Origin of the sequence: Maricaulis sp. (assembly GCF_048269565.1) — a bacterium.
Lineage (GTDB): Bacteria > Pseudomonadota > Alphaproteobacteria > Caulobacterales > Maricaulaceae > Maricaulis.
This window is the reverse complement of the sequence record NZ_JBLXIK010000001.1, coordinates 542,863-564,681: the sequence shown is the minus strand read 5'-3', so window position 1 is coordinate 564,681 and position 21,819 is coordinate 542,863. Positions and strand designations below refer to the sequence as shown.

The window sequence follows — 21,819 nt, the reverse complement described above, 5'->3', positions numbered from 1 at the left end:
GCGATCCGAGCCTGACCATGACGCCAAGAGAGAGACAGACATGAACGCATTTTCCCGGACCCGTCTCGCTCAAATGGCCAATGCCATCCGGGCTCTCTCCATGGATGCGGTACAGGCCGCCAATTCGGGCCATCCCGGCATGCCGATGGGCATGGCCGACGTCGCCACCGTGTTGTGGGCCAAGCATATGAAATTCGATCCGGCTGCGCCGGGCTGGGCCGACCGTGATCGCTTCATCCTCTCGGCCGGCCACGGCTCGATGCTGCTGTATTCGCTGCTGCACCTGACCGGGTTCGAGGACATGACGCTGGACCAGATCAAGCAGTTCCGCCAGCTCGACTCGCTGACACCCGGTCACCCCGAATACGGGCACACCGTTGGCGTCGAGGCGACGACGGGGCCGCTGGGGCAGGGCATCTCGATGTCGGTCGGCTTCGCACTGGCCGAGCGCATGCTCAATGCGCGTTATGGCGATGCGGTGGTTGATCATCGTACCTGGGTGATCGCCTCTGACGGTGATCTGCAGGAGGGTATCAGCCACGAGGCCATCTCGCTGGCGGGGCATCTGAAGCTCAATCGCCTGTGCGTGCTGTGGGACGATAATGAAATCTCGATCGACGGTCCGACCAGCCTCTCGGAGTCGACCGATACGCTGAAGCGTTTTGAAGCCGCCGGCTGGGCGACCAGCCGCGTCGATGGCCATGATATCGATGCAGTCGATGCGGCGATCGAGGCGGCGAAGGCCAGCGACCGGCCGGTCCTGATCGCCTGTCGCACAACGATCGGTTTCGGTGCACCGACCAAGGCCGGCACGGCCGGCAGCCATGGTGCGCCATTGGGTGCCGAGGAGATTGCCGGTACCCGCAAGGCGCTGAACTGGCCTTATGGACCGTTCGAGATTCCCGAGGACATCTACGCCGATTGGCGGGCCACGGCTTCGGGCGATGCCCACGCCGCCTGGTGTGACCGTCTGTCAGCGTCCGAGCTGGCTGGCGAGTTTGTGTCGCAAATCTCCGGAGATGCCGGCGAGGCCGAACGCGCGGCATTGACGGCCTGGCGCCTCAAGGTCGCCGAAGATCGACCCGACCTGGCTTCGCGCGTTGCGTCCAGCAAGGCACTTGACGCCTTCATCGGCGACTGGCCCAGCCTGGTCGGCGGTTCGGCGGATCTGACCGGGTCCAACCTGACCAAGGCCCCCGGCATGGATGTGGTTTCCGCGGAATCCTATGCCGGCCAGTACATCCATTTCGGCATTCGCGAACATGGCATGGCGGCCTGCGCCAATGGCATTACCCTGCATGGCGGTTTCCGCGCCCATGTCGCGACCTTCCTGGTGTTTGCCGACTATTGCCGCCCTGCGATGCGCCTGTCCTCGCTGATGCAACAGCCGGTCATCTATGTGCTGACCCATGATTCAATCGGGCTCGGCGAAGACGGTCCGACGCACCAGCCGGTCGAGACGCTCGCCTCGCTGCGCGCCATTCCGAACATGCATGTCTACCGTCCGGCCGATGCGCTGGAGACGGCAGAGGCCTGGGAGCTGGCCTTGTTGCGGCTCGAGGGGCCGAGCGTGTTGGCGCTGTCGCGTCAGACGCTGCCCTTCCTGCGCGATGATGATGGCGAGGAAAACCGCTCGGCGCGCGGGGCCTATATCCTGCGCGACACCGCGGGCGAGCCTGACATCATCCTGGTTGCGACCGGATCGGAGGTTGCTCTTGCCGTCGACGCCGCCACGCAGCTGGCCGGGACGGGCATCGCCGCACGGGTGGTTTCGGCCCCGTGCATTGATCTCTTCCTCGACCAGGGCCGGCGCTATCGTGACGAGATCCTGCCGCCAGGCGTGCCCTGCATCGGGATCGAGGCAGCACTGCGCTATGGCTGGGATGCCCTGATCGGGTCTGACGGGGACTTCGTCGGCATGACCGGGTTCGGTGCCAGCGCGCCGGCCGGTCAGCTCTACAAGCTGTTCGGCATTACGGTCGAGGCGATTGTCGAGAAGGCCCGTACGCGTCTGGACCGTTAATCGGGCAAGACTGAGTGTCCCGGGAATGCAGGTCAGGGTGCGGCTGGATGCTCCGGTGGCTCTGGCGGCGCGAAGCGGCCGATGACGCCACCGAATGCCGAGCCGAACCACAGCACGCCGCCCGGGTCGACCGTGATGCCTGAGAGGTAATTGATCGCACTGTCCGGGTCGTGGAAGCTGTCGCCGATCCGGCCACTGGCCTCATTGAGGCGCAGGATGAAACCTTGCGGTCTCGGTTCGCTTGGACGCAGCCATTGCGGCAACTTGATCAGGACGCGCGTCAGTCCCGGATGGCGGTGTACAGCTGTCAGCAGGCGCGAGCGTCCGGTGGCCATGGCCACGATCACATTACCCTCGCCATCCAGCGTAATGCCCGTCGGGATGCCGGGCAGGTTCTTGGCAAACACCTCGACCTCGCCCCGGCGCGGTCCGGCGATCCATATCCGTCTGATCATGTAGCGGAAGGACTCGCTGACCAGCAGCGACTGGCCGTCAGATGCGATGGCAATGCCATTGGGAAAGTAAAGCCGGTCGCGGACCAGCGCAGACTCGCCCGTCTGCGGATCCCAGGCGTAGACCGCGCCATTCGGCCGGTTCTCCAGCATGTCGTAGTAATAGCCTGGTCGCGGTGAGGCATGATCCCAACGCGCCGAGGAATCGGTGAAGTAGATGGTGCCATTACCTGCGACGGCAATCTGGGTCAGATTGCCGAAGGGTGCGGTGGTATTGCCTGCGCTGAGTGCGGTGATCGTCCCGCTCGTCAAATTCAGTGAAAAAAGCCGGGCGGGCGTCGCGATCGCCAGCGTGGACTCATCGATCCAGGCGAGGCCGAAAATGGGAGCGTCGGCGATGTGGGCGATATGTTCCGGCCTGACGCGGTCGTCGGCGATGCCGGCCCTCAAACGCATGATGTCTCCGGACGGGGTGCCGAAATAGACCATGCCGTCGGCCGAGATGGTGATGCCGCGCGCGGCACCGGCGCCGCCGACCGGGTAGATGGTCGCAGCGCGCAGGGCGCCATTGGGCGCTGTCGCCTCGGTCGGCGCGGGCGCGGGCGGCTCATCCCAGCGGACAGGGTCGATCGGTGACGGCCACATCAGCCAAAGAATGAGAAAAGTGGCGAGTATGCCCAGGGGGATGGCGAGATATCTGAAAATCATGAGCGGTCAGTTTTCCCCACGCCATCAGGGCCCCATGGCCCGGTCGTGCATTATCCAGCCGCCACAGGGCGGTTGCGCGACTGAATAATGCATCGGTGAGGGTAGCCAAATACTTACCGCAATCAGCCGACCGGAGTGCTGAGACCGTAGGCGAAGAGTTTTTTCAGCGTGTCTTGCACTTGATCCGCTGCCAGGTCGGGGAAGCTGCCGTCCGAGATGTCGCCGCCATCGAGCAGAATCTGGATTCCGGCTTCGGCCGCGGCCGGGAAACGGACTTCGCCGCCGGCGGTGATGATCACGATCTCGTCGCCATCCTCGGCCAGACGCCAGGGCACAAGTGGCCGCAGTCGATAACGTTGTCCCGCCTTGGCCGGTGTATCAAAATTCACGATGGTGCCCTGGGTGTTCGGGGTCCGGGACCGGATGAAGTTGTCGACGAACATGTCGAAGGACGAATCGAGATCGGCCTCGCTGGCGAGGGCAGCGACGAGACTCTTGAACTGGGCCTCTGCATTGCTGCGATCAAATTCGGGCTGTGCGAACCCGACGGGCAGGGCGCGCCGGAATTCCGGGCGTCGCAGGGCGACCTCGGAGACGACCTCAAGCATCAGGTCGGCCCAGGTCTTGACGATCAGTCCGACCGTGATGTGCAGCGAGACATCGTGGCCGTGGGTCGAGGCATCATGCATCAGTCCGCGCGGTACGTAGGCGCATTCGCCGGCCCGCAAGACGAATTCCTGCACCGGCTCGCCCACTTCATGAGTGCCGGCCTGGAAACCTTCGCCGCGATAGGGGTTTGCGACTGGCGTGTCGTAGAAGCGCCAGGATTTCGACCCTTCCACCTGCAGGACGAATACATCGTGGTCGTCATAGTGGGTCCTGAAGCCCTGGGCGTCTGGCGGTGTCAGGTAGATATTGGTCTGGACGTGACAGGACAGCAGTGACTCGATCGAGCGGGTGAAGCCGGCGAGAGTCGGGTCGACCTGATGCAGTTGCGGCAGAATGATGGTGGCGCCCTGCTGGAAATTCCGGGCGACGGCACCGCGGTCGATCATGCCGCTGTCGAAGCTGTAGTCGGCACGCGCGATCGGCGGATCCGAGCGCGCCATATCCAGCGTGCCGGACTGGAAATCCATCCCCGAGATCAAGTCATCAATGCGTTGGATCGAGAGCAATGGACGGTAGCGTGCGGGCTCGTCGCGGTGTGCGATGAAGGCCTTCTTTTCGTGATAGTCGGCGAAAAACTCTTCCGGCTTCATTGGGTCGAGCAGGTATCCGAGTACATCCTGCATCCATTGTTGGTCGCTCATTGGTCCCCGCTTGTTTCCGATCACGCCTAGCATCGGAATTCTACATGATTCTGGTTGCCCCGCACGCACTTGCGGTGACTGTGCAGGCTATGACGGCAGGCTGAACGGGCAGGGCATTGCTGCCCTGCCCGCGCATTGTCCTGGCCGGATGGATCAGTTCCCGCGGCCGCGCCCGACCGGGTCGGCATAGGCGCCGGTATCGCTGTCGGTGACATTGCGGCCCTGGCCGCCACGTCCACGTCCCTGACCGACCGGGTCAGCATAGCTGCCGCTGTCATTGTCGGTGACGCCGCCACCGCGCCCGCGCCCGGCGGGATCGGCATAGGCGCCGGTATCGCTGTCCGTGACGCCGCTATTGCCACCGCGGCCGCGCCCCGGCGGGTCTGCGTAGCGGCCTGAATCGCTGTCGGTAATCCGGCTTCCGCCACCGCTGCCGCCGCGTCCGCGGCCGACCGGATCGGCATAATTGCCGGTGTCATTGTCGGTGATTCCGCTGCTGCCGCGCCCGCGTCCGACCGGGTCGGCATAATTGCCGGTATCGCTGTCGGTCACGCCGCCGCCACGGCCCCGTCCGACCGGGTCGGCATAGCTGCCGGTATCGGAGTCGGTGACGCCGCCGCCGCGACCATAGCCGACCTGGTCCGCATAGCGGCCGGTGTCGCTGTCGGTGATCCCGCGGCCACCATAACCGCCGCCACCGCCGCCGACCGGATCATAGGGGTCGGCATCGGTGTAGCCCGTCGTCGCGCAGGCTGAAACAACGCCGGTTGCGCCAACCGCGAGCGAAGCTCCGGCGACACGGCTCAGGAATGAACGTCTGCTCAGTTTGCCACGTTTGGCCATTGCATGATCTCCCTCACAAGAAGGCTGGGCGTAAAGAAAGTTGGGCGGGCCGCATGGTGCGGCCCGCCCGCAAATTCAGTCGCGAGCAATGGGCTCAATAGCCCGGGCGGCCCCGGCCACCGGGATCCGCGCATCGGCCTGAATCGCTGTCAGACGTGCCCTGGCGGACCGGGCCGCGGCCACGCCCGCCGGGGTCGGCACAACTGCCGCTGTCGCTGTCAGTGAAGCCGCGCTGTCCGCGACCATTGCCGACCGGATCGTTTGGATCGGAATCGGTGATGCCGGTGGTATTGTTCGGACGACCGCGTCCACGGCCAACGGGGTCGGCATAACTGCCGCTATCGCCGTCGGTGACGCCGGTGCGTCCGCCGCGACCGCGATTGGCCGGGTCGGCATAGGCGCCAGAGTCGCTGTCGGTGACGCCGGTCGTGCCACGTCCGCGACCGGCCGGGTCAGCATAACTGCCGGTGTCGCTGTCGGTATAACCCGTACTGCCGCGGCCATAGCCGCCACGATCCGCATTCGAACCGCTGTCACTGTCGGTCATACCGGTGCGTCCGTAACCGGCGCGATCGGCGTGGCTGCCGGTGTCGCTGTCGGTGCGGCCAGTATAACGTTGCGCTTCAGAACCGCCGGTAACGACGGCTGCTGCGCCGGTTGCGACTGCCGCACCCGCTACGCTCGTCAGAAACGAGCGGCGGCTCAGCTTTCCCTTTTTTGCCATGGCAAAATTCCTTTGAGATCAAGTCCGGCGCCTCCCCAGGGGCCGGCATGCCATCCCTCGCATGAAGGACGGGTCCGGACGCGCAGGCGCCCGGACCCGGAAATAGCTGGCTTAGCCGCCGCGACCGCGACCACCCGGATCGGAGCAGCTTCCGCTGTCGCTATCCGTATAGCCGGAGTTCCCGCGGCCGTGACCGCCGGTGTCGGCGCAGGCGCCGCTGTCGCTGTCGGTGATGCCGGTGGCGCCAGTGCCGTGACCAGCCTGGTCAGCATAGCTGCCCGAATCGCTGTCGGTGATGCCGGTGCGTGCATTGCCCGCGGAATCAGACGGATCCGCATCGGAGCTGCGCTGCAGCATCGTCGCGCCCGCGACTGTCGCGACGGCGCCGACGGCAACCGTGCCGCCTGCAACCCGCGTCAGAAATGAGCGACGGCTCATCTTGCCTTTTTTAGCCATTTAGAATTCCCCTTTAATACCAACGAACCCTGCGTTCGTAATGGTCCATACTCCCCATTACTGTAGCCGTGAGGCCCGATAGCGGTCAAATGATACTGCGTATAATAAAAATGCCTGTTTTCAATTGCTTACAAAGTTTTCTTGCGACCAATTCGCATCAATTGTGAGACTGCGAAGCGCTTGCAGAAAATCCGCGCCGCGCCGGGCCGTTATGGCGGACATTTCAGATGAGCAATTTTGCGTTCACCTCTTGTTCTTCTCTTTGCGCAAATGCTAAACCCTTGATCAAAGGCGGGCCCTGTTGTGAGCATGATTCGAATTCTGGGAATTGACCCTGGTCTCCGCCGGATGGGGTGGGGGGTAATCACAGTCGATGGCAACCGTCTGGCGGCCATCGCTCACGGCGTTGTGACGCCGCCGACCGATGCGCCGCTCGCAATGCGTCTCAATCACATCTTTGATGCCGTGACCGAACTGGTTCGCCTGCACCAGCCCGACGAGTCGGCGATCGAGGAGGCCTTCATGGCCAACAACGCGTCATCTGCCCTCAAGCTGGGTCATGCTCGCGCTGCAGCCTTGCTGGCCCCGGCCCAGGCCGGCCTGCCGGTGGCCGAATACGCAGCGCGGTTGGTGAAAAAATCGGTGGTTGGGACCGGTGCTGCCGACAAGACCCAGATCGCGGCCATGGTCTCGATCCTGCTGCCTGGCACCAAGGCGACCGCCGATGCAGCCGATGCGCTGGCCATTGCCATCTGTCACGCCCATCATCGCCGGGCACGAAGCATCGGGAGCGTCGCATGATCGGCATGTTGAAGGGGGTCGTCGAGGCAATAGGGGCCGAGGAAGCGGTCATCGATGTCCACGGCGTCGGCTATCTGGTCGGGGCCGGCACGCGGACGCTGTCGCGGCTTGAGCCGGGGCAGGCGGTGGTGCTGCATATCGAGACCCATGTCCGCGAAGACGCCTTCAAGCTTTATGGCTTCACGGATGATCTCGACCGCGCCTGGTTTGTCCGGCTGCAGGAAATCCAGGGCGTTGGCGCCAAGGCGGCGCTGTCGATCCTCGATGTGTTGCCGCCGCACGAACTCGCCAATGCCACCGCGCTCGGTGACAAGGCCGCCTTCGCCCGCGCCAAGGGCGTGGGTCCCAAGCTGGCGACGCGCATCGCGACCGAACTCAAGGACAAGGCACCGCCGCTCGGGCGCAGTTTCTCTATCGGCCTGCCGGTTCATGGTGACGCCACTGCGGTCCCGGACACTGCACCACAAACGCCGATGCCGCCGTCAGCCGGTGCCGCGCGCGATGATGCGGTCTCGGCCCTGCTCAATCTGGGCTATCCGGAGAGCATTGCCCGCCAGGCGGTCGCGACCGTGATGCGCGATGCCGGCAGCGATGCGCCGATCTCCGATCTGATCCGTCTTTCCCTGCGCGTGCTGGCGCCATGAGGGTCGCGCAGCCGGTCATTGCTGCCCGTGGCCGGTTCAGGCTAAACCCGGTGCATCATGACTGACGCCTTTCCGGACCCCACTGCCGACCGTCTCGTCGACCATGCGCCGCAAGCGGGTGACAGTCGCGACAAGGCCCTGCGCCCGCTCTCCTTCGATGATTTCGTCGGCCAAAAAGCCTCGATCGCCAATCTGCAGGTGTTTGTCGATGCTGCCCGCCGCCGCGAGGAAGCGCTCGACCATGTCCTGCTGTCCGGCCCGCCGGGCCTGGGCAAGACGACGCTGGCCCAGATCGTCGCGCGCGAAATGGGTGTCGGTTTCCGGGCCACATCCGGTCCGGTGATTGCGAAGGCCGGCGATCTCGCCGCCATCCTGACCAATCTCGAGCCGCGCGATGTTCTCTTCATTGACGAGATCCACCGCCTGCCGCCCGTCGTCGAGGAAATCCTCTATCCGGCGATGGAGGATTACTGCCTCGATCTGGTGATCGGCGAGGGGCCTTCGGCGCGGACGGTTCGGATCGAATTGCCGCCCTTCACCCTGGTCGGCGCCACCACCCGCGCCGGCCTGCTGGCCAATCCGCTGCGCGACCGGTTCGGTGTGCCGGTAAGGCTGGAATTCTATGACGAGGCCGAGCTCGGCCTGATCGTCAGCCGTGCCGCCAGCAAGCTCGGCATCAATGCCAGCCCCGACGGTGCCCGCGAGATCGCCCGCCGCGCCCGCGGCACGCCGCGCGTCGCCGGACGGCTCTTGCGCCGGGTGCGCGATTTCGTCGAGGCCGATGGCAGCAATGAAATCACGGCCGATACGGCCGACAAGGCCCTGCGGCGGCTCGAAGTGGACGGGCTCGGGCTCGACAGTCTCGACCGGCGTTATCTCAAGGCGCTGATGGTGAGCTTTGCCGGCGGCCCGGTCGGGGTCGAAACCCTTGCCGCCGCGCTGGCCGAGGCCCGCGATGCGCTGGAAGATGTTGTCGAACCCTTCCTGATCCAGCAGGGCTTTCTGCAACGCACCCCGCGTGGCCGCGTCGCAACGGCGCGCGCCTGGGATCATCTCGGTCTGACGCCACCGGTCGCGCCGGCAACGGGGCCGGCCAGCCTGTTCGGGAAATGAGGCCCTGATGACTGATCCACTCCTCCCCACCTCCGGCGCCTTCGGTGCCGACCGCATCCATCGCCTGCCGGTGCGCGTGTATTATGAAGACACGGATTTTTCCGGCGTCGTTTATCACGCGCGCTATCTGCATTTCTTCGAGCGTGGCCGCACCGACAGCCTGCGCTGCCTCGGCATCAGCCATACCGAGCTGGCGACCCAGGCCGATCCGCTGGCCCTCGCCGTGCGGCGGATGAATGTTGAATTTGTCCGGGCCGCGAGAGTGGATGATGCGCTGGTGGTCGAGACGATCTACCGGCCGCAGCAGGGCGCGCGCATGATGATGGACCAGGTCTTGCGCCGCGGTGACGAGATCATCGCAACCGCCGCTGTGCAGGCGGTCTGCATGGATCCGTCAGGGCGCGCCAAACGGCCGCCCAAATCCATGGCGCAAGCCTGGATGCCCTACGTGATTTCCGAAGCCTGACGCTACCGGCTGCAGAAATAAATCAGCAAATTATCAAATTGCAGCCCGCGAAGGCTTGAATTGGCGGCGATCTGCGTTGAGGGTCTGCGACGAATTTGCTGGCAGGGCCGCCGGATCATCTGAAATTTGCCGCAATCGGGCGCCATAGCGCTTGGCGAGCATCAGATGCCCCACGCGTCTCATGGCCTGCAATGTGAATATACGTGCGAAAGCCAATCGTCCGGCGTGTCGTGCCGGGACGCAAGTCGAGGAAAAATTCATGGATGCAACTGTTGTAGACGTGGCTCAGGCGGTCGAGGGCTTCAGCTTCCTCGCCCTGTTCCTGCGCGCCGACTGGGTCGTCAAAGGTGTGATGTGCGTCCTGGCCTTCATGTCGGTCTGGTCTTGGGCGATCGCCATCGACAAGTCGCTGCAACTGCGCAGCCTGCATGCCAAGGCGCGGGTGTTTGAGCGTGAATTCTGGTCGGGCCGCTCGCTCGATGCGCTTGCTGACCAGTTCGCCAAGAATGCCCGCGAGCCGTTCAGCCGCGTCTTCGCGGCCGGGCTGCGCGAATGGAAGGGCGCCAATCCGGGCGGCCGCGTTGCCAAGGCCGCCGGCGCCGAAGCCGGACGCCAGCTGACCGATACCGAAAGCGGTCTCGGTGTTCTCGCCACCATCGCGTCATCGGCGCCCTTCGTCGGCCTGTTCGGAACGGTCTGGGGCATCATGAATGCCTTCCGCGCCATCGCTGCCTCGCAGGACACCAATCTCGCCGTCGTCGCCCCGGGCATTGCCGAGGCACTGTTTGCCACCGCGCTGGGCCTGCTGGCCGCCATCCCGGCCGTGATCTTCTTCAACGTTCTGTCGGCCAATGTGGCCAAATATGCATCGCGCCTTGATGGCTATGTCGACGAATTGTCGGCGCTGGCTGACCGCGACGAGCATTGAGCGATGGCTGCCTCTCTTGATAATGGCCGTTCCGGCCGCGGCCGCGCCAAGTGGAAGCCGAAGGCCGAGATCAACGTCACGCCTTTCGTCGATGTCATGCTGGTGCTGCTGATCGTCTTCATGATCACCGCCCCGCTGCTGACCGTCGGTGTGCCGGTCGATCTGCCGCGTACCGAAGCGCGCAATCTGCCCGCTGGCGAGGAACCGCTGACGATCTCGATCACGACTGATGGCGAAATCTACCTGCAGGAAACCGTCGTGACGCTTGAGGAACTGGCGCCGCGCCTGACGGCGATCGCAGGCACCGGTTATGCCAGCCGGATTTTCATCCGTGCCGATGACGGTGCGGCCTATGGCGATGTGGCCCGGGTGATGGCGCGGGTCAACGCGGCCGGCTTCACCAATCTGGGTCTCGTCACGGACCCGATAGAGCGATAGCGGCCGGCGCGTGCGTGGTTTTGTCCTCTCCCTCTTTGTCCATCTCGGCATCATCGCCGCAGGGCTGATCTATCTGCCCCGTGCGGCGCAGATGTTCGATGCCGCGCCGATCATTCCGATCGATATCGTGACGCTGGGCGAGATGACGAGTGTGCGTGCCCGCGCGCCCGACCCTGTGCCGGAACCGGAAGAGGCCCTCGAAGAGGCCACGATCGAGGACGAGATCGCGGCACCGTCCCCGGCGCCGGAACCGGAGCCTGAGCCGGAACAGGCCGCCGAAGTCATCGATGTCGAGCCGGAAAGCGTGCCCGAGCCGGTCACCCCCGAGCCTGAGCCCGAGCCTGAACCGGAAGAGCCGTCGCCACCGGTGCGCCAGCCGCCACAGCGTATCGTGCAGCCGCCGGAGACCCGCCCGTCCGAGCCCTCCCTGGCGGATCTGCTGGGCGATCTTGAACGCCAGGTCGCCGATGCCCGCCAGGATGCCGGTGCGCCCGATCAGGGCGCTGAGCGCAGCGCCGTCGGCACCGGCGCCAGCAACACCGCTGATCTGGCAACCCTGATCCGCTCGCAGACCTATCGCTGCTGGCGGACCGTTGCCGACATGCCGAATCCGGAAACTCTCGGTGTCGTCGTCGAGGTGCGTCTCAATCGCGACGGCAGCCTGTCCGGGCCGCCGCGCGTGAAGGATCTGGGCCGCATCCAGGCCTCGGGCAATTCATTCTGGCTCACTGCCGCAGAGCGGGCACAGACCGCCGTACTCGATTGCGCGCCCTACAGCCTGCCCGCCGATCGCTATTCGCAGTGGCGCCTTATAGAAGTCAATTTTCACGTCGATCTTGCGGCCGGTTAGTCCGCAGTCCTGGAGTTTGAGATCATGACCCGAATTTTCCGAGCCATTTCCGTTCTCCTCGTGAGCCTCGTGTTTGCGACGGCAGCCACCGCGCAGGAGCCGCTACGCGTCGATGTCACGCAGGGCAATCTTGATCCCTTGCCGGTGGCGCTGCCCGATTTCATCGGTGCCAGCGACGAGGCCGCGACGCGCGGCGCCGACATTACCCGAGTGGTGACCAATGATCTGGCCAGTTCCGGTCTGTTCGCGCCGGTCGATCCGGCGGCCTATATCGAAGAAATCGAGAATATCGACCTGCGCCCGCGTTTTTCCGACTGGCGGGTGATCAATGCCTCGGCCCTGTTGGCCGGCCGTGTCACCATCCAGGATGATGGCCGTCTCCTTGTCGCTTTCCGGCTCTGGGATACGCGTCTCGAGGACCAGCTGCTGGGGCTGCAATTTGTCACCGCACCGGAAAACTGGCGCCGTGTCGCCCACAAGGTTGCTGATGCCGTCTATCAGCGGCTGACCGGTGAGGCCGGCTATTTCGATACCCGCATCGTCTACGTCTCCGAAGGCCGCGGCAGCGAGGACGAGCCGGTGCGCCAGCTGGCAATGATGGACCAGGACGGTGCCAATCCGTCCTTCCTGACTGATCGTTCCTACATGGCCCTGTTGCCCAACTACTCGCCCAATACGCAGGAGATCACCTATGTCTCCTTCATCGAGGGCCAGGCGACGACCTATCTCTACGACCTGCAGACCGGCCGGCAGGAAGCCCTGTTCGCCTCCGGCGGACGCGGCGCCGCCTCCCAGGTCAATCCGGACGGTCAAAGCCTGTCGGCGCGGTTTTCGCCGGATGGTTCCCAGCTCGCCGTTTCGATCGAGACCCGCGGCGGGCACGATATCCATCTGTTCGATCTGCGGACCCGCAACCTGGTGCGCCTGACCGATCACCCGGCTGATGATGTCGAGCCGTCTTTTTCTCCCGACGGTCAACAGATCGTCTTCTCCTCGGCGCGTGGTGGCGGTTCGCAATTATATGTGATGAACGCTGATGGCACCGATGTGCATCGGGTCAGTTTTGGCGAAGGTCGCTATACGGCACCGGTCTGGTCGCCGCGCGGCGATCTGATTGCGTTCACCAAGCAGAGCGGCAACCAGTTTTCGCTTGGCGTGGTGCGGGCCGACGGCTCGGGCATCGAGCGTATTCTCTATGAGGGGTATTATGTCGATACGCCGGCCTGGTCGCCGAATGGCCGGGTGTTGTTGTTCACGCGCGGCGAAGCCCGGACCAATGGCACGCGCTATGAAATCTGGAGTATCGATCTTGCGGGATTCAATCTCCGGAGGTTGGCCACGGGCGGAATGGCGTCAGATCCGGCGTGGTCACCCTTGATTGAATAGCAGATATCTGCGTAACGTTTCGGCCGCAGCCTGGCGCCAAGGGGATTTCATCCTGATTGCGACGTGTTGTGTGTGCAGGGGAGAACACCAAGTGCCATACCGGGCTTGGTCGGATGAAGGTGTACCGTCATGAGAATGAAATTGTTTGCCATTGCCGGGCTCGGCGCATTTGCCACCGCCTGCGCCTCGACGCCGCCGGTGCAGCAGGAAACTGTGCCGATCGCGCAGCCGCAGACGCAGCCGCAGACCGAGCCATACCAGCCCACCGGTCCGATTGCCGGTTCGGTCCAGGACTTTGTCCAGAACGCCGGCGACCGTGTGTTTTACGGCTATGACCGTCACGATCTGACGCCCGAGGCTCGCGAGACCCTGCGCCGCCAGGCCGCCTGGCTGGCCAGCTATAGCGGCACGCGAATCCTCGTCTCCGGCAATTGCGATGAGCGCGGAACACGTGAGTACAATCTGGCTCTCGGCGCCCGCCGGGCCAATGCCGCTCGCGATTACCTGATCAGCCAGGGTGTTGATCCTTCGCGGATTTCCACTGTCTCCTACGGCAAGGAACGTCCGACTTGCCGCGAGTCCGGTGAGGCCTGCTGGGCTGTGAACCGGAATGCGACCACGACGATCACCGGTGGCTACACCAACTGATCGTGAGTCAGGTCCCGGAATAAAGAGGCGCCCGTGACCATCATGTCACGGGCGTTTTCCTTTGATACGTGGCAAGCCCGGAAGACGGGCGAACGCCGCAATTCTGCCGTCCTCTTGCATTAGGTCCGCATCATGATCCGTTCTCTTTGTCTCTCCGTCCTTGCCGCCACATTGCTTGTGGCCGCTCCCGCTCACGCCCAGTCCCGCCGCGAAATGACCGAGCGCATCGATGCCACCGAAGTGCGCATCGGCCGGCTTGAAGACAGTTTCCTCGCCGGAGATCCGGTCGCCGACACCCTGATGCAACGCCTCGACGCCCTCGACTACCAGGTACGCGAGATGACCGGCGAGATTGAACGCCTCTCCTTCGAGAACCGGCAGCTGCGCCAGCAGGTCGAACAGCTCCAGCGTCAGCCACGGGCTGTGGAACCGGCAGCCGTGACGGTTGATGGCGCCGCGCCCGATGACGAGGCGTCCGCCTGGATGCAGGACGGTCTTGATTCCGCGGTCGACCGCGACGGTCCGGCCGGCCTGGCCGTGGTCAATCCTGACGACCCCTTCGCCGAAGAGCGCGCCGCGGCGACCGGCGTGCTCGGTAGTGCGCCGGGAGCAGCGCCCCTGCCCGCCGTCGACCCGGCCGTGATCTATGACGATGCCCGGGCGCGTCTGCTCGATGGCGATTTCGACGGTGCCCAGGCGGGTTTCGAGGCTTTCGTGACCGATCATGGCGATGATCCACGCGCCGGTGAGGCTTGGTACTGGCTGGGCGAAACCTTCTTCGTCCGCAATGATTTTACCCAGTCTGCAGACGCCTATATCGCCGCTTTGCGCGCCGATCCGGAAGGCGTACGTGCGCCCGACGCGCTGGTGCGGCTGGCAGCGTCGCTGCACGGGCTTGGCCGCACCGAGGATGCCTGCAGCACGCTGGCCCGCTTTGGCCGTCAATTCCCCAATGCCTCGGCCGCATCGCGTGACCGGGCGAGCCGGGAATCGGTTCGTGCCGGCTGCCAGTGACGGCCGACACGGAACTTGTAACGCGTCTGCACGCCTGGCTTGATCGCGTGCATCCCCACACGGGACCGATCGCCCTGGCCTATTCGGGCGGCGGCGATTCTCATGCTCTGCTCAGCATCACCGCCCTCTGGGCACGGGCGCGCGGTATTGCCCTGCATGCGCTGACGGTCGATCACGCGCTGCGCCCGGAGAGCCGGGCCGAGGCTGATCAGGCCCTGGAGTCGGCGCGCAGGCTGGAGGCCGAGCCCGTGCTGTTGCGCTGGACCGGCGACAAGCCCGCAACCGGTCTCCAGGCGGCGGCGCGCCAGGCGCGTCATGTCCTGCTGGCCGAAGCCTGCCGGGCCCGCAAGATCGATCAATTGCTGCTGGCCCACACGCTGGATGACCAGGCCGAGACCGTCTGGATGCGATTGCAGGCCGGTGGCGGCTGGCGGGGCTGTGCCGCGATGGCTGAACGGGCCGCATCGCCGGTCTGGCCGCAGGGCCGCGGCCTCGAGCTTCTGCGACCGTTGCTCGATGTACGGCGTGAGGCGCTGCGGACCCATCTCGCCGCGGCTGATGAAGGCTGGATCGAGGATCCATCCAATACCAACCCGCGCTATACAAGGGTTCGCGTGCGCGAGAGTCTGGCAAGGCTGGAGCAGGCGGGCCTGTCGGTGGACCGACTCGCCCGGTGGGCACACGAAATCGGCGCCATCGAACGCAGTGAACGCAGAGCCGCGGCGGCGCTGGCGCAAGACGCTGTGCGCTTGCACCCCTGGGGCGGGGCGGAACTGGATGTGGAGCGGCTCGCCGCCGCCGCCCCGGTGATCCGGCGGCGCCTGGTGGACGCCGTTACCCTCGCGATCTCGGGCCGTGCCGATACGCCGCGCCGGTCCGCGCTGGACGGGCTGGTCGATAGCCTGTTGCGGCGCCGTGCCGGCAGCGCAGCTGGCGTGCAGACCCTGCCATGGCGCGGCGGCAGCTGGATCATTCGCGACCCCGGTGCCGTGCTCGGCCGTGTCGACCGCCCTTGCCGCAAATCCTTCCCGTTGCTGCAAAATTCTGCTCGGGTCTGGGACGGTCGTTACGAGATTGAAACCTCCGGCGTGAATATCATCGCCGAACCCTTGGGCAAGGGGTATAAGGGTGTTGGTGATCGCGCCGATCTGGAGGCCATTCCGGGCCTGGCGCGAAGCGGTTTGCTGACGCTGCGTTCCAGTGGCGAGGTGTTGGCGATTGCCGGTGTGCGGGATCATCCTCAACTGGGGATCGTGCCTCTGATGGCGCAGAGGTTTCACAGCCGTCTGCTCTATGACGCGCCACCAAAACAGGGTGTGGGCCAGCTGGCTCCGGCCTGACAGGGCTTGCGGGCTGCGCCTGTGACTCGCACTTCGCGCCCGGAGTGCCCATATCTGGTCCAAGGTGACCGCTAGATTGAACGGATGATCCGCATGCAAATGAGAAATATCCTGATTTGGGCCGTTGTGTTCGTGCTGCTTCTGGCACTGGTGCAGCTTGTCAGCCGCTCCGGAGAGACCGTGGCACCGACCAGCCAGGTGACCTATTCGGAATTTCTCGGGCGTGTCGAACGCCAGGAAGTCTCTTCGGTGACAATCCAGGGCGACATTATCCGTGCCCAGAGCGGTACCGGGCAGATGATCGAGGCGATGCTGCCGCCGCAGGACAATCAGACGGTCGAAATCCTGCGCGAAGCCGGCATCAATATCGATGTCGAGCCGGTCAACACCGACGGCAATTTCTTCGTCAACATCCTCATCAACTACTTCCCTTTCCTGCTGCTGATCGGGGTGTGGATTTTCTTCATGCGCCAGATGCAGGGCGGCGGACGCGGAGGCGCGATGGGCTTCGGCAAGTCCAAGGCGCGCCTGCTGACCGAAACCCATGGCCGCAAGACGTTTACGGATGTCGCCGGTGTCGATGAAGCCAAGGAAGAGCTGCAGGAAGTCGTCGATTTCCTCAAGGATCCGAGCAAGTTCCAGCGCCTCGGCGGCAAGATCCCGAAGGGCGTGCTGCTCGTCGGCCCTCCGGGGACCGGCAAGACCCTGCTGGCCCGCGCCGTTGCCGGCGAGGCCAATGTGCCCTTCTTCACGATTTCCGGTTCCGACTTCGTTGAAATGTTCGTCGGTGTCGGCGCCAGCCGCGTCCGCGACATGTTCGAACAGGCCAAGAAAAATGCGCCCTGCATCATCTTCATCGACGAAATCGATGCCGTTGGCCGCTCGCGCGGTGCCGGTATCGGTGGCGGCAATGACGAGCGCGAACAGACGCTGAACCAGCTGCTGGTCGAAATGGACGGGTTCGAGGCCAATGAAGGCGTCATCCTGATCGCCGCGACCAACCGTCCTGATGTGCTCGATCCGGCGCTGATGCGTCCGGGCCGTTTCGACCGCGAAGTCGTGGTCGGCAATCCCGACATTATCGGCCGCGAGAAGATCCTCAAGGTCCATATGCGCGACGTGCCGCTGGCGACCGATGTCGATCCGCGTGTCATTGCGCGCGGCACGCCGGGTTTCTCCGGTGCCGATCTCGCCAATCTGGTCAATGAGGCAGCCCTGCTGGCCGCGCGGCGCAACAAGCGCGTTGTCTCGATGGCCGAGTTCGAGGACGCCAAGGACAAGGTCATGATGGGCCCCGAGCGGCGCTCGATGGTGATGACCGATGCCGAGAAGAAACTCACCGCCTATCACGAGGCCGGTCACGCGCTTGTCGGTCTCAACATGCCGCAGCATGACCCTCTGCATAAGGTCACGATCATCCCGCGTGGCCGTGCCCTGGGCGTCACCTTCAACCTGCCGGAGTCCGACCGGTTGAGCTATACGCGCCAGTATTGCGTTTCCCGTCTGGCCTCGATGTTTGGCGGACGCGAAGCGGAAATCATCGCCTTCGGTCCGGAAAACGTCACCAATGGCGCCACCAGCGATATCCAGCAGGCAACCGGCATGGCCCGGGCCATGGTGATGGAATGGGGCATGTCCGAGAAGCTCGGCCGTGTGCGCTATCAGAACCAGTCCTATGAGGCGCCCAATATCTCGCCCGATACGGCTGAACTGATCGACAAGGAAGTGCGTTCCCTGATCGAGGATGCCGAGACCACCGCGCGCCGTATCCTGACGGAACACCGCGATCAGCTCGATCTGCTGGCCGAAGGCCTGCTGGAGTTCGAGGTCCTGTCGGGCGAGGAAGTCAAGGATTTGCTCGAAGGCAAGCGCCCGACACGCCCCGATGAGCCGGACGTGCCATCCTCGCCGCCGCCATCGAGCGCAGTGCCGACGACCGACGACGGCCCGGCGATCGATCCGGAGCCGCAGGGCGCCTGATCAGGCCACAGGCTGAAACATGAAAAGCCCCTGGTGTTTCGCATCAGGGGCTTTTATTTGCCGCCGAACCACTTCAGCTTGCGTCCTTCAATTGTTGAAAGTGGATTCCCATGCGTACGTCTGCTTTGATTGTCGCAGCCATCCTGTCACTGGGAGCGAGCGGCTGTGCCACGACCGCCGCTGATCACAGCCATCGCGACGCGGCGCAGGCGCCCGCGATGCAGCTGGGCGTCGATGCCCGGGCGCTTGTCCAATGGGCGGATGCCCGGCCGGGCCGGAACTATGTTCAGCGGCAGACCACCGCGATAGCGGTCGGCGGCGGCCAGACCCTGGTGCTCCACTTCCCCGGGCTTCCCGCGGAGGTCTTCAACCCGGCGGCGCTCGGCGGCGAGATGCTTGACTTGACGGTGACTGTACTCACGACGGTGCTCGACACGGGCGATGTCCACCACGCCGTCACCCTCGAGACTATGGGCACCGAAACCGGGAGCCTCGAAATCGTCGCGCAACCCAGTCTCGCAGTGGCAGAGGGCGAAACCGCCACGGTCCATATCGGCACTGATGCGCCCGGTCAGCTTGAAGCCGGTTTCACGATGGACCTGGTCGCGTCACGCATCGGGTAAGCTCTACGCTTGCCAAGCGCGAAGCTGCGGCATAGCAGAGGCTCCATGCGCAATATCCGATCCCGCCGCCAGTCCGGCATCCCCTTCATCATGGGCGTCCTCAACGTCACCCCCGACAGTTTCTCCGATGGCGGTGACTTCATCGACCAGCACGCCGCCGTCGCGCGCGGGCTGGAGATGTTGAAAAATGGCGCCGATGTCATCGATATTGGCGGCGAGTCGACACGGCCCGGCGCGGAGCCGGTGGACGCAGCCGAGGAAATGCGCCGCGTCATTCCGGTGATCAAGACGCTGCGCGAGCAGACTGCGGCGCGCATCTCGATCGACACGTTCAAGCCCGAGGTCGCGCGGGCGGCTGTCGCGGCAGGCGCCGATATCTGGAATGATGTCATGGCGCTGCGCGCAGATGGTGCCGTCGCAACGGCCGCCGAGCTCGGGGTGCCGGTGATCCTGATGCACATGGCCGGTACGCCAGCGACGATGCAGAGTGCGCCGCAATACCGCGATGTCGTCAGCGAAGTGTGCGAGTTTCTGACTGATCGCGCCGATATCGCCATGGCGGGCGGTGTTGATGCCGCCAGTATCTGGCTTGATCCCGGCATCGGTTTCGGCAAGTCGCTCGATCACAATCTGGCGCTGATGCACGATCTCGATCAGGTTATTGCCCTGGGTTACCCGGTCCTGTTCGGGGCCTCGCGCAAGCGTTTCATTGCCGCGATCGACGGCGGCGCCGACGAGACCGAACGTCTTGGTGGATCGCTCGCCGCGGCCCTGCGTGCGGCCCAGGCGGGCGCCGCCATGGTGCGCGTGCATGATATCCGGATGACGTTGCAGGCGCTCAAGGTCCAGGCCGCCATTCGCGAGGGCAAGGCATGAGTTACACGCTCTACGGCCAGCGCGGCTTCGGCTCGACCTGCGTCGAGGCGGCGCTGGAACTGCATGGTATCGCATACGATTTCGAGATCGCCGACCCGCTCGATGGCGCCGGCGGGCTGGCGCGGGTCAGGTCGATCAATCCGGTTGGCCAGGTGCCGGCGCTGATCCTGCCCAATGATGATGTGATGACCGAGAGTGCCGCCATCCTGATCTGGCTCGGCGATCTCGACGGCCAGTATCGCTGGGCCCCGCGGCCCGATGCGCCCGAGCGCGCCGAATATCTGCGTTGGATGATCTTCATGTCGTCCAGCTTCTATTCGACGCTGGCGATTTCCGACGGGCCGGCGCGTTTTCATCCCGATCCGGCGACCCACAAGACGCTGCTGCACCAGGCCAATGAACGGCGCAAGCAGATGTGGCGCATCATCGACAATGCGTTCAGGGGCGCGAGCCGGCCCTACCTGCTCGGCGAGAAAATGAGCCTCCTTGATGTCTATGTCGCGATGATGAGCCATTGGCCGCCACGCGGTGGCTGGTTCCTGGAACATTGCCCCAATCTGGCCGGTGCGGTGCGGGCGACTGAGAAACACCCCGTCATCCGCGAGGTCTGGCGCCGCAATTTCGATCTTGAGGTGGAGGCATGATCGCCTTTTTCACCGGCCCCTGGACCCTGCTGGTCATGGGCGGGATATTCGAGATGGCCTGGGCGCTGGGCTTCAAATATGTCGACCGCAATGCGCCGCTCTGGCAGCACGCCGCCGTGTTGGCGGCGCTGGCCGCCTCGATGGTATTGCTGTTCGCGGCGATGAAGCATCTGCCCGCCGGCACCGCCTATGCCGTGTGGACCGGGATCGGTACGCTGGGCGTCGCCACGATCGGCATACTGGTGTTCAAGGAGCCGGTGACGATCGCGCGCATTGTCTTCCTCACCCTGATCATGGTCGGGATTCTCGGCCTGCGGCTGAGCGGTGACAGCTCACACTAGCCGAACGGATCCTCGATCGATTTCGACGGCTGCGTGAACCAGCGCGGCCCGTCGGCGGTCATGTAGAAATGATCCTCCAGCCGGATACCGAACTCGCCGGGAACGCAGATCATCGGTTCGTTGGAAAAGCACATGCCAGCCTCGAGCGGAGTCTCGTCGCCGCCGACCAGATAGGGCGCTTCGTGAATATCGAGCCCGATGCCGTGGCCGGTGCGGTGCGGAATGCCCGGCAATTGATAGCCCGGCCCGAAGCCGCGCCTTTCCGCCTCGGCGCGCGCTGCCGCATCGACGCTGGCGCAGGTCCGGCCCGGTTGCGCCGCCGCGAAGGCAGCGAGCTGGCAGGCCTTCTCCGCATCCCAGACCTCGCGCTGGCGCGCCGTCGGCGCACCGAACACATAGGTGCGCGTGATGTCGGACTGATAGCCGTGGATGGCGCAGCCGGTATCGATCAGCACCACATCGCCTCGCTCCAGCGTCTTGGGATTGGCGACGCCGTGCGGAAATGCGGTGTCGGGACCGAACAGAACGATGCAGAAGGTCGAGCCGCCCGGCGCGCCGATCGCCTTGTGGGCGGCGTGGATGAATTCGGTCACTTCGCCGGCGGTGATCCCTTCGCGCAGGATGGCGGCGGCGGCCTTGTGAACCTCGATCGTGGCCGTCTTGGTCGCCTGCATCAGCGCCAGCTCGGCGGCGGATTTGCGCATCCGGCCCTGAAGGACGACAGCGCCGGCATCGTGGACACCCGTGCCCAATGCATCGCTCAGCCCGGTGACGGCGAAACAGGGCGCAGCCGGATCCACCCCCAGCTGCGCACCAGAGGGCAGCAGGCTGGCCACCAGCGCGTAGGGGTTCTCATGCTCCTCCCAGCCGCGCAAGGGCGCCTCGACGCCCATATAGAGCTTGAGCGTGCCGTCCTCGAAGGCAGGGCCGACATAGGTCAAGGTGCCATCGGCGGTGACCAGCGCGCCAACCAGGCGCTCCGAGGCCCGCCAGCTCATGCCGGTATAATAGGTGAGGTTCGTGCCCGCATTGAGCCAGACGGCATCCAGCCCGGCGGCGTTCATGCGCTGCGCCAGACCTGTCAGCCGCGTCCGGTGCTCGTCATGGCTGATCGGCTGGCAGCCGGTCAGCATGGGTTGGAGCCGGGCCAGCTCCGCGATCGCCGCTGAGCCGCCCACACCGCGGGTTGTCACGTCTGTCATCGGTGGTCT

Annotated in this window: 22 protein-coding genes and 1 pseudogene; 17 read left to right on the top strand and 6 right to left on the bottom strand. The window is 64.8% G+C overall.

Annotated features, from left to right (window positions below; all coding sequences use genetic code 11):
• Positions 1 to 37 precede the first annotated feature (37 nt).
• Positions 38 to 2,023 (top strand): annotated as a pseudogene (gene tkt / locus ACN0YL_RS02855) (transketolase); the annotation flags it as partial.
• Between the two features lie 32 nt (positions 2,024 to 2,055).
• On the opposite strand, the gene ACN0YL_RS02850 reads toward tkt, so the two are convergent.
• The 5 genes from ACN0YL_RS02850 to ACN0YL_RS02830 all read right to left on the bottom strand — a co-directional run bounded on the left by ACN0YL_RS02850 (position 2,056) and on the right by ACN0YL_RS02830 (position 6,498).
• A complete protein-coding gene (locus ACN0YL_RS02850; RefSeq protein ID WP_417496958.1) occupies positions 2,056 to 3,183 on the bottom strand; it encodes an SMP-30/gluconolactonase/LRE family protein in 1,128 nt (375 codons plus the stop codon).
• Positions 3,184 to 3,305: 122 nt separating this feature from the next.
• Positions 3,306 to 4,493, bottom strand: coding sequence for a cupin domain-containing protein (locus ACN0YL_RS02845; protein WP_417490646.1), 1,188 nt, complete (start codon positions 4,491 to 4,493; stop codon positions 3,306 to 3,308).
• A gap of 153 nt (positions 4,494 to 4,646) precedes the next feature.
• Entirely contained in the window at positions 4,647 to 5,336 is a 690-nt protein-coding gene (locus tag ACN0YL_RS02840; RefSeq protein ID WP_417496957.1) for a hypothetical protein, read from the bottom strand.
• 94 nt (positions 5,337 to 5,430) lie between these two features.
• Complete coding sequence (locus tag ACN0YL_RS02835) at positions 5,431 to 6,060, bottom strand: hypothetical protein (RefSeq protein WP_417496956.1); 630 nt, start codon at positions 6,058 to 6,060, stop codon at positions 5,431 to 5,433.
• 111 nt (positions 6,061 to 6,171) lie between these two features.
• On the bottom strand, positions 6,172 to 6,498 hold the full coding sequence (locus ACN0YL_RS02830; RefSeq protein WP_417490649.1) for a hypothetical protein: 327 nt from the start codon (positions 6,496 to 6,498) through the stop codon (positions 6,172 to 6,174).
• Positions 6,499 to 6,825: 327 nt separating this feature from the next.
• Here ACN0YL_RS02830 and ruvC point away from each other — a divergent pair, with 327 nt between their 5' ends.
• From ruvC to ACN0YL_RS02750, 16 genes are all read left to right on the top strand, one after another.
• Positions 6,826 to 7,317 (top strand): crossover junction endodeoxyribonuclease RuvC, encoded by a 492-nt coding sequence (ruvC, locus tag ACN0YL_RS02825; RefSeq protein WP_339740008.1) that lies wholly within the window; start codon positions 6,826 to 6,828, stop codon positions 7,315 to 7,317.
• Positions 7,314 to 7,961, top strand: coding sequence for a Holliday junction branch migration protein RuvA (ruvA, locus tag ACN0YL_RS02820; protein ID WP_417496955.1), 648 nt, complete (start codon positions 7,314 to 7,316; stop codon positions 7,959 to 7,961). The genes ruvC and ruvA overlap by 4 nt, the downstream gene beginning before the upstream one ends.
• Before the next feature lie 57 nt (positions 7,962 to 8,018).
• A complete protein-coding gene (gene ruvB, locus ACN0YL_RS02815) occupies positions 8,019 to 9,074 on the top strand; it encodes a Holliday junction branch migration DNA helicase RuvB (RefSeq protein WP_417496954.1) in 1,056 nt (351 codons plus the stop codon).
• Between the two features lie 7 nt (positions 9,075 to 9,081).
• Complete coding sequence (locus ACN0YL_RS02810; RefSeq protein ID WP_417496953.1) at positions 9,082 to 9,540, top strand: YbgC/FadM family acyl-CoA thioesterase; 459 nt, start codon at positions 9,082 to 9,084, stop codon at positions 9,538 to 9,540.
• Between the two features lie 259 nt (positions 9,541 to 9,799).
• A complete protein-coding gene (gene tolQ, locus ACN0YL_RS02805) occupies positions 9,800 to 10,468 on the top strand; it encodes a protein TolQ (protein ID WP_417490654.1) in 669 nt (222 codons plus the stop codon).
• 3 nt (positions 10,469 to 10,471) lie between these two features.
• On the top strand, positions 10,472 to 10,906 hold the full coding sequence (locus tag ACN0YL_RS02800; RefSeq protein ID WP_417467284.1) for an ExbD/TolR family protein: 435 nt from the start codon (positions 10,472 to 10,474) through the stop codon (positions 10,904 to 10,906).
• A gap of 10 nt (positions 10,907 to 10,916) precedes the next feature.
• Positions 10,917 to 11,756, top strand: a complete 840-nt coding sequence (locus ACN0YL_RS02795) for a hypothetical protein (protein ID WP_417496952.1) — start codon at positions 10,917 to 10,919, stop codon at positions 11,754 to 11,756.
• A 24-nt stretch (positions 11,757 to 11,780) separates the two neighbouring features.
• Positions 11,781 to 13,142 (top strand): Tol-Pal system beta propeller repeat protein TolB, encoded by a 1,362-nt coding sequence (gene tolB, locus ACN0YL_RS02790; RefSeq protein WP_417467280.1) that lies wholly within the window; start codon positions 11,781 to 11,783, stop codon positions 13,140 to 13,142.
• A 129-nt stretch (positions 13,143 to 13,271) separates the two neighbouring features.
• Positions 13,272 to 13,790: a peptidoglycan-associated lipoprotein Pal gene (gene pal / locus ACN0YL_RS02785; protein ID WP_417467278.1), complete on the top strand. Its 519-nt coding sequence runs from the start codon at positions 13,272 to 13,274 to the stop codon at positions 13,788 to 13,790.
• Positions 13,791 to 14,003: 213 nt separating this feature from the next.
• Positions 14,004 to 14,804, top strand: coding sequence for a tol-pal system protein YbgF (gene ybgF, locus ACN0YL_RS02780; protein WP_417496951.1), 801 nt, complete (start codon positions 14,004 to 14,006; stop codon positions 14,802 to 14,804).
• Positions 14,801 to 16,144: a tRNA lysidine(34) synthetase TilS gene (gene tilS / locus ACN0YL_RS02775; RefSeq protein WP_417496950.1), complete on the top strand. Its 1,344-nt coding sequence runs from the start codon at positions 14,801 to 14,803 to the stop codon at positions 16,142 to 16,144. The genes ybgF and tilS overlap by 4 nt, the downstream gene beginning before the upstream one ends.
• A 93-nt stretch (positions 16,145 to 16,237) precedes the next feature.
• Positions 16,238 to 18,124: an ATP-dependent zinc metalloprotease FtsH gene (gene ftsH / locus ACN0YL_RS02770; protein WP_417496949.1), complete on the top strand. Its 1,887-nt coding sequence runs from the start codon at positions 16,238 to 16,240 to the stop codon at positions 18,122 to 18,124.
• A gap of 110 nt (positions 18,125 to 18,234) precedes the next feature.
• Positions 18,235 to 18,747 (top strand): hypothetical protein, encoded by a 513-nt coding sequence (locus tag ACN0YL_RS02765; protein WP_417490659.1) that lies wholly within the window; start codon positions 18,235 to 18,237, stop codon positions 18,745 to 18,747.
• Positions 18,748 to 18,792: 45 nt separating this feature from the next.
• Positions 18,793 to 19,623 (top strand): dihydropteroate synthase, encoded by an 831-nt coding sequence (gene folP / locus ACN0YL_RS02760; RefSeq protein WP_417490660.1) that lies wholly within the window; start codon positions 18,793 to 18,795, stop codon positions 19,621 to 19,623.
• Positions 19,620 to 20,267 (top strand): glutathione S-transferase family protein, encoded by a 648-nt coding sequence (locus ACN0YL_RS02755; RefSeq protein WP_417496948.1) that lies wholly within the window; start codon positions 19,620 to 19,622, stop codon positions 20,265 to 20,267. Before folP ends, ACN0YL_RS02755 begins: the two co-directional genes overlap by 4 nt.
• The gene (locus tag ACN0YL_RS02750; RefSeq protein WP_417496947.1) at positions 20,264 to 20,608 is read left to right on the top strand and encodes a DMT family transporter; all 345 of its coding nucleotides are present in this window, start codon (positions 20,264 to 20,266) and stop codon (positions 20,606 to 20,608) included. The genes ACN0YL_RS02755 and ACN0YL_RS02750 overlap by 4 nt, the downstream gene beginning before the upstream one ends.
• On the opposite strand, the gene ACN0YL_RS02745 is transcribed toward ACN0YL_RS02750, so the two are convergent.
• A complete protein-coding gene (locus tag ACN0YL_RS02745) occupies positions 20,605 to 21,810 on the bottom strand; it encodes a M24 family metallopeptidase (protein ID WP_417496946.1) in 1,206 nt (401 codons plus the stop codon). The genes ACN0YL_RS02750 and ACN0YL_RS02745 overlap by 4 nt on opposite strands.
• Positions 21,811 to 21,819 lie beyond the last annotated feature (9 nt).

Coding starts and splice junctions, on each gene's coding strand:
- ACN0YL_RS02850 (WP_417496958.1), bottom strand. CDS start 3,183: ATGATTTTCAGATATCTCGCCATCCCCCTGGGCATACTCGCCACTTTT.
- ACN0YL_RS02845 (WP_417490646.1), bottom strand. CDS start 4,493: ATGAGCGACCAACAATGGATGCAGGATGTACTCGGATACCTGCTCGAC.
- ACN0YL_RS02840 (WP_417496957.1), bottom strand. CDS start 5,336: ATGGCCAAACGTGGCAAACTGAGCAGACGTTCATTCCTGAGCCGTGTC.
- ACN0YL_RS02835 (WP_417496956.1), bottom strand. CDS start 6,060: ATGGCAAAAAAGGGAAAGCTGAGCCGCCGCTCGTTTCTGACGAGCGTA.
- ACN0YL_RS02830 (WP_417490649.1), bottom strand. CDS start 6,498: ATGAGCCGTCGCTCATTTCTGACGCGGGTTGCAGGCGGCACGGTTGCC.
- ruvC (WP_339740008.1), top strand. CDS start 6,826: ATGATTCGAATTCTGGGAATTGACCCTGGTCTCCGCCGGATGGGGTGG.
- ruvA (WP_417496955.1), top strand. CDS start 7,314: ATGATCGGCATGTTGAAGGGGGTCGTCGAGGCAATAGGGGCCGAGGAA.
- ruvB (WP_417496954.1), top strand. CDS start 8,019: ATGACTGACGCCTTTCCGGACCCCACTGCCGACCGTCTCGTCGACCAT.
- ACN0YL_RS02810 (WP_417496953.1), top strand. CDS start 9,082: ATGACTGATCCACTCCTCCCCACCTCCGGCGCCTTCGGTGCCGACCGC.
- tolQ (WP_417490654.1), top strand. CDS start 9,800: ATGGATGCAACTGTTGTAGACGTGGCTCAGGCGGTCGAGGGCTTCAGC.
- ACN0YL_RS02800 (WP_417467284.1), top strand. CDS start 10,472: ATGGCTGCCTCTCTTGATAATGGCCGTTCCGGCCGCGGCCGCGCCAAG.
- tolB (WP_417467280.1), top strand. CDS start 11,781: ATGACCCGAATTTTCCGAGCCATTTCCGTTCTCCTCGTGAGCCTCGTG.
- pal (WP_417467278.1), top strand. CDS start 13,272: ATGAGAATGAAATTGTTTGCCATTGCCGGGCTCGGCGCATTTGCCACC.
- ybgF (WP_417496951.1), top strand. CDS start 14,004: ATGACCGAGCGCATCGATGCCACCGAAGTGCGCATCGGCCGGCTTGAA.
- ftsH (WP_417496949.1), top strand. CDS start 16,238: ATGCAAATGAGAAATATCCTGATTTGGGCCGTTGTGTTCGTGCTGCTT.
- ACN0YL_RS02765 (WP_417490659.1), top strand. CDS start 18,235: ATGCGTACGTCTGCTTTGATTGTCGCAGCCATCCTGTCACTGGGAGCG.
- folP (WP_417490660.1), top strand. CDS start 18,793: ATGCGCAATATCCGATCCCGCCGCCAGTCCGGCATCCCCTTCATCATG.
- ACN0YL_RS02755 (WP_417496948.1), top strand. CDS start 19,620: ATGAGTTACACGCTCTACGGCCAGCGCGGCTTCGGCTCGACCTGCGTC.
- ACN0YL_RS02750 (WP_417496947.1), top strand. CDS start 20,264: ATGATCGCCTTTTTCACCGGCCCCTGGACCCTGCTGGTCATGGGCGGG.
- ACN0YL_RS02745 (WP_417496946.1), bottom strand. CDS start 21,810: ATGACAGACGTGACAACCCGCGGTGTGGGCGGCTCAGCGGCGATCGCG.